Annotated in this window: 9 protein-coding genes; 3 read left to right on the plus strand and 6 right to left on the minus strand. The window is 61.6% G+C overall.

The features are described from left to right. Positions 1-170 precede the first annotated feature (170 nt). A complete protein-coding gene (locus tag ACXJ7R_RS22710) occupies positions 171-1,232 on the plus strand; it encodes a YeiH family protein (RefSeq protein ID WP_457153810.1) in 1,062 nt (353 codons plus the stop codon). Positions 1,233-1,255: 23 nt separating this feature from the next. Here ACXJ7R_RS22710 and ACXJ7R_RS22715 read toward each other — a convergent pair whose 3' ends face one another. From ACXJ7R_RS22715 to ACXJ7R_RS22735, 5 genes are all read right to left on the minus strand, one after another. Further along, complete coding sequence (locus tag ACXJ7R_RS22715) at positions 1,256-1,753, minus strand: GAF domain-containing protein (protein WP_457153811.1); 498 nt, start codon at positions 1,751-1,753, stop codon at positions 1,256-1,258. A 182-nt stretch (positions 1,754-1,935) separates the two neighbouring features. Beyond that, positions 1,936-2,250, minus strand: a complete 315-nt coding sequence (locus ACXJ7R_RS22720; protein ID WP_095091143.1) for a GYD domain-containing protein — start codon at positions 2,248-2,250, stop codon at positions 1,936-1,938. A gap of 281 nt (positions 2,251-2,531) precedes the next feature. Beyond that, positions 2,532-2,690: a hypothetical protein gene (locus tag ACXJ7R_RS22725; protein WP_167458376.1), complete on the minus strand. Its 159-nt coding sequence runs from the start codon at positions 2,688-2,690 to the stop codon at positions 2,532-2,534. 136 nt (positions 2,691-2,826) lie between these two features. Further along, positions 2,827-4,455: a chaperonin GroEL gene (gene groL, locus ACXJ7R_RS22730; RefSeq protein ID WP_457153812.1), complete on the minus strand. Its 1,629-nt coding sequence runs from the start codon at positions 4,453-4,455 to the stop codon at positions 2,827-2,829. A gap of 71 nt (positions 4,456-4,526) precedes the next feature. Next, a complete protein-coding gene (locus ACXJ7R_RS22735) occupies positions 4,527-4,841 on the minus strand; it encodes a co-chaperone GroES (protein ID WP_379020208.1) in 315 nt (104 codons plus the stop codon). 249 nt (positions 4,842-5,090) lie between these two features. Between ACXJ7R_RS22735 and ACXJ7R_RS22740 the strand changes: the two genes are divergently transcribed. Then, a complete protein-coding gene (locus tag ACXJ7R_RS22740) occupies positions 5,091-5,339 on the plus strand; it encodes a hypothetical protein (RefSeq protein WP_457153813.1) in 249 nt (82 codons plus the stop codon). Further along, positions 5,336-5,602, plus strand: a complete 267-nt coding sequence (locus ACXJ7R_RS22745; protein ID WP_457153814.1) for a DUF1488 domain-containing protein — start codon at positions 5,336-5,338, stop codon at positions 5,600-5,602. The genes ACXJ7R_RS22740 and ACXJ7R_RS22745 overlap by 4 nt, the downstream gene beginning before the upstream one ends. A 66-nt stretch (positions 5,603-5,668) precedes the next feature. On the opposite strand, the gene ACXJ7R_RS22750 is transcribed toward ACXJ7R_RS22745, so the two are convergent. Continuing rightward, positions 5,669-5,890, minus strand: coding sequence for a DUF6500 family protein (locus tag ACXJ7R_RS22750; protein ID WP_457153815.1), 222 nt, complete (start codon positions 5,888-5,890; stop codon positions 5,669-5,671). Positions 5,891-5,927: the final 37 nt, after the last annotated feature.

The following is a 5,927-nucleotide window of genomic DNA, read 5'->3' on the forward strand; positions in this document are numbered from 1 at the left end:
GTCATCGACAAGGCGGCCATCGAAGCGCAGCTATAGGGGATGAGTACAGCGGCGGCTTCCGCAATGAAAAGCAACCGTTCGCAAAAATCGATCATTCTAACGAAAATAATTCGTTGGAAAGATCGGTTCAGGAATGGCATTCCTCCGGCATACCCGCCTGGAGCATTGCATTGTCTACCCTTACCCACATCGCGAACGATATTCCGAATGGCCTGATTTCCGCCGAACTCGCCCAAGGACGAAAGTCCCTCAATTCGGTGTGGAACGGCGTTGTGCCCGGCATCGTGCTGGTCGCGATGATCACAGGCGTCGCCTTCTCGGCCCGCAATGTGTCCGGCTTCGCTCTCTTCAGCCCGATGATCCTCGCTGTCGTCGCCGGCATGATCTATTCCAACGTGCTCGGCACCCCCGCCCACGCCAAGGCCGGCATCGCGTTTTCGCAGCGCCGGCTGCTGCGCTTCGCCATCGTGCTGCTCGGCTTCCAGCTGACGCTTGGCCAGGTGGTGTCGATCGGCGCCGGCGGCGTCGGCATCGTGGCGCTGACGCTTGGCTCCACCTTCCTCTTCACCATCACGCTCGGCCGGCTGATCGGCGTCGACGCCAAGCTGGCGCAGCTGATCGCCGCCGGTACCTCGATCTGCGGCGCCTCGGCCATCGTCGCCACCAACATCGTCACCGATGCGCGCGATGAGGACGTCACCTACGCCGTCGCCTCAATCACGCTGTTCGGCACCGTCGCCATGCTCGGCTTCCCGCTACTGGCGCCCGTCTTCGGCCTCGACCAGCACGCTTTCGGCCTGTGGGCCGGCGCCTCGATCCATGAGGTGGCGCAAGTGATCGGCGCCGGCTTCCAGAACGGCACCCAGTCCGGCGAGATCGCCACCGTCGCCAAGCTGACCCGCGTCGCCATGCTGGCGCCGATGGTCATCGCGCTCGGCCTGATGGCGCGCCGCAAAAGCAGCAATCAGTCGGCGGCACGGCCGCCCATGCCCTGGTTTGTCGCCGCCTTCGTCGCGGTCGTGGCTTTGAACAGCCTCGTCACCGTGCCGGCCGAAGTGAAGTCGGCGATGGCACTCGCCACCACCGTCATGCTGACCATGGGGCTGGCCGCCATGGGCCTGCAGGCCGACATTTCACAGCTGCGCTCGCGCGGCCTGCGCCCGCTGGCGCTGGCCTTCTCGGCCTTCCTGTTCATCGGCTGCTTCAGCCTGATGCTGGTGAAGCTCGTCTGAGGCGCTCTAGGGCGTTCGAACCTTCAGTCCTCGAAAGAGCTCGCGGCGGCATAGATCGCCGCCAGCGTCTCGATGCCGGCCTGGTCGGCCTTGTCGAAGCGGCCGGGCAACGGGCTGTCGAGATCGAGCACGCCGAAGACGCCGTCATCGTCCTCGAGCAGCACGACCAGCTCCGAACGCGAGTCGGCATCGCAGGCGATGTGGCCGGGAAAATCATGCACGTCCTCGATCAGCATCGAGGTGCCGAGTTCAACCGCTGTTCCGCAGACGCCCTTGCCGACCGCGATGCGCACGCAGGCTGGCTTACCCTGGAAGGGACCGAGCACCATCTCCTCGTCGGATTGCAGGAAGTAGAAGCCGGCCCAGTTGAGGTCGGGCACCATTTGGAAAATCAGCGCCGCGGCGTTGGCGGCGTTGGCGATCGAATCGCGTTCGCCCTCGAGCAGCGCCTTCAGTTGCGCGGCGAGGTCGCGGTAGAACGCAGCCTTGTCCGAGGTGTCGATGGCCTTGGCCGCAAACATGACTTGTCTCCGTATCGAGGATCGCGGTTTCGTTTCCGCAACTCTCTGCACCAAACGACCACCGGACGATACTAGCGTGAATTCCGGTCGCTGCGAAAGTCGCGAGAAGGATGCCCGGTCCGATACTCGGCAGCACGGCACGTCCATCGAACCGTGCTGCCTTGATCAAGAAGGCAAGTCCATCAGCCGGCGGGCTTGTACGCGCCAGCAGCCTTGTTGGCAGCCGCGAGCACTGCCTTCATATCGAGTTCTTCCAGTACAACCATATCTGTCAGCGAGCCGCTCGCTCGCACCGCAAGGGATATGCCCATCCCTGCGACCTGGTCCGGCACCTCGCCATTGACGACGACGTCATAAATGCCGCGCGTGAACATCACGCTGGTCATCTTGCCGCCAACGCTTTCAAAAAGCGCCTTGACCGCAGCTTGCCTGTCTGACCCCTGCATCAATCCTTTGGCGGCGTGAGGCGCATAGCTTGCCAATATGGTCACTTTCATGACTATTCCTCCCAATGTCATTGTCTCGTGACTGCTCGACAAATTCGAGCCGACACGGAGTGATTTTTTCGGTAGCAACTGCAGGCGCCCTTGGACGCCTTGACGGCCAAGGGCCCACTGCCTGCCAAATATGCGCTGAAGCTAATATAATGACAATACCGGACACCCCGACACCGCCTACAGGAACTGGCTGGACGCGCTCGGCCGGCGCGATGGGCCCGCGCCGCTGACGCGCTATGTGATACTGGCGTTGCGCGCAAGCAGCGACGGCGCCGCAGTGCTCACATCGGGCGTTTGGGCTCGCTCTTTGAAGGCGCTGCCGTGTCGGAATCGGATTTCTTGTGCTTGTCGGCGGCAATCCTGCGGATGCGGTCGAAGCGGCTTTCCTCGGTGATTTCGGTCGTAACGACCGTCTCTGGCTTCTGCACGAACGTGATCATGCATCCGTCTCCTGGGCTAGAGGCCTGCGCGCCGGGGGAGACTGCCCCCGGCGGTAATATCCTAGAACCGGCGTRGATTCAGGTCAGGCTGAGTCGAAAACGGTGGTTTCCGAACAGGCCGGCATCACCTGAAACTTTAGTAGCCGCCCATGCCGCCGCCATTGCCTGCAGGTGCGGCATCCTTGGCCGGGATGTCGGTGATCATGGCTTCAGCGGTGATCAGCAAAGCCGCGATCGAGCCGGCATCCTGCAGTGCGGTGCGCACCACTTTCGCCGGATCGACGATACCTGCCTTGATCATGTCGACATAGACCTCGTTCTGGGCGTCGAAGCCCTGATTGTGGTCCTTGCTGTCGGTGAGCTTGCCGACCACGATCGAGCCTTCGACGCCGGAATTCTCGGCGATCTGCCGGATTGGCGCTTCAAGAGCCCGTAGCACGATCGAGATGCCTGCCGTGACATCGTCATTGGCGCCGGCGAGACCCGCAAGCGCCGACCTTGCGCGCAGCAGAGCCACGCCGCCGCCGGGCACGATGCCTTCTTCAACCGCCGCGCGCGTCGCATTCAGCGCGTCGTCGATGCGGTCCTTCTTTTCCTTGACTTCCGACTCGGTGACGCCGCCGACGCGGATGACGGCAACGCCGCCGGAGAGCTTGGCCAGCCGCTCCTGCAGCTTTTCCTTGTCGTAGTCCGAGGTGGTCTCCTCGATCTGGCCCTTGATCTGGGCGACGCGCGCCTGGATGGTGGCCTTGGTGCCGGCGCCGTCGATGATCGTGGTCGTGTCCTTCTCGATCAGCACGCGCTTGGCGCGGCCGAGCATCTCGATGGTGACGTTCTCGAGCTTGATGCCGAGATCCTCGGAAACCATCTGGCCTGATGTGAGCACGGCGATGTCTTCCAACATCGCCTTGCGGCGATCACCGAAGCCCGGCGCCTTGACGGCTGCAACCTTGAGGCCGCCACGCAGCTTGTTGACGACCAGCGTGGCGAGCGCCTCGCCCTCGACGTCCTCGGAGATGATCAGCAGCGGCCTGCCGCTTTGCACCACCGCTTCGAGGATCGGCAGCATGGCTTGCAGATTGCCGAGCTTCTTCTCGTGGATGAGCACATAGGGCTCTTCCAGCTCGACGCGCATCTTGTCGGCGTTGGTGACGAAATACGGGCTGAGATAGCCGCGGTCGAACTGCATGCCCTCGACGACGTCGAGTTCGGTGTCGGCGGTCTTGGCTTCCTCGACGGTGATGACGCCGTCATTGCCGACCTTGTCCATCGCCTTGGCGATCATCTCGCCGACGCTGGCATCGCCATTGGCGGCGATGGTGCCGACCTGCGCGATCTCGGCCGACGACTTGACCTTCTTGGCCCGCGCCTTGATTTCCCCAACCACGGCGGTGACCGCTTGGTCGATGCCGCGCTTGAGGTCCATCGGGTTCATGCCGGCAGCGACCAGCTTGGCGCCTTCGCGCAGGATCGAGGCAGCCAGCACCGTGGCGGTGGTGGTGCCGTCACCGGCGAGGTCGTTGGTCTTCGAAGCCACTTCGCGCACCATCTGCGCGCCCATGTTCTCGAACTTGTCGGCAAGCTCGATTTCCTTGGCGACGGTGACGCCGTCCTTGGTGATGCGCGGCGCGCCATAGGCCTTGTCGATGATGACGTTGCGGCCCTTGGGGCCGAGCGTGACCTTCACCGCATTGGTGAGGATCTCGACGCCGCGCAGCATGCGGTCGCGTGCATCGGTGGAGAATTTGATTTCCTTGGCAGACATTTTTTTAATCCCGTTCGCGTGGTGGAGTGAACCGCTCGCCGGAGCCTGGCAAAGGCCGGCTCCTCATATGGTCAGGCGGCCTTCTTGGCCTCGACGGCCTTCTCGATGACGCCCATGATGTCGGCTTCCTTCATGATCAGCAGGTCCTCGCCGTCGATCTTGACCTCGGTGCCCGACCATTTGCCGAACAGGATGAAGTCACCGGCCTTGACGTCGAGTGCGATCAGCGCGCCGCTTTCGTCGCGTGCACCGGGGCCGACGGCGATGACTTCGCCTTCCTGCGGCTTTTCCTTGGCATTGTCGGGGATGATGATGCCGCCCTTGGATTTGGTATCGCCTTCAGCGCGACGAATGACAACGCGGTCGTGGAGTGGCCGAAATTTCATGGGAACTTCTTTCTGGGGCCGGCACAGGCGGCCACGCCCGTCCTATATAGACGCGTTGGCACTCGATAGATAGGAGTGCCAAAAATTATTCGCCGCCGGAATTAAATATTCAAAAGTATTATTTTGGTTAGCCGTTTCGTGATATCGCCGATTGGTCAAATAATTCAAAAAATTGAATTTTGCCGATTGAGTGCCTATTTATCGGWCAAGTTCGTTTTCACGATTTCAGGCACAAGGGAGATTTCTTCGATGGCCGAAGGCAATCAGACGATCATGGAAAAAGCTGAAGCCCGCTTTGTCGACAAGCAGAAGAAAACGGCGGAGCGCAACAAGGCAACCGCCGAGTACATGTCCGAGGCAAGGGCCAGGGAGATCAAGACCGCAAGGCTGCGGGAGCTGCGGTTGGCCAAGGAAGAGGCAGACCGCGTCGCCGAAGCGCTGAACCCGACGCCGAAGAAGAAGCGGGTGGTCAAGAAAGCCACGGAGGCCAAGACATGAGCCTGACCTTCCCCAACCGCAGCCGCAGCTATGACGAAGCCGGCAAGCGCATCCGTTTCGTTGGCCATGACGGCATGTTCCAGATCTCCTTCTCTGTCGCCGCCGATGCGATGACCAGGATGCAGCCGGCGACCGCGACCAATGAAGCCGGCTATCTCGCCACATTCGATACCGAGAGCAGCGCCATCCGCGACGTGGCATCGAAGGCCTACGACCGCACCCGCAAGAGCATGTACGTGCTGACGGCCGCCGATTTCGGCTGATCAGCCTAGTGCATGCCGCTCAAAACCGCCCCGGTTTTGAGACAACGACATCCATGGAAACGAAGATCAAGGATCCATCTTCTCGACCATGGTGCGTATCTTTTCAGCCTTTTCAAAATGGTCGAGGCGGTGGGTTCTGATCCACCATTCGGCGGCTTCCATCAAAAGGTCGGGGTCGTCGTTCCTGTTGGCGAAGAACGCGTAGAACGATACGCCGACGCCAGGCCCTTTCTCGGAAATCTTGCGATCACAGACCTCCAGTATCTTCTGCTTCAGGCTGGCTCTCACGGGAATCCTCGCTTTGCGGTGTGGCGAGCACTTGCCG

It is taken from the genome of Mesorhizobium sp. P5_C1 (genome assembly GCF_054049815.1).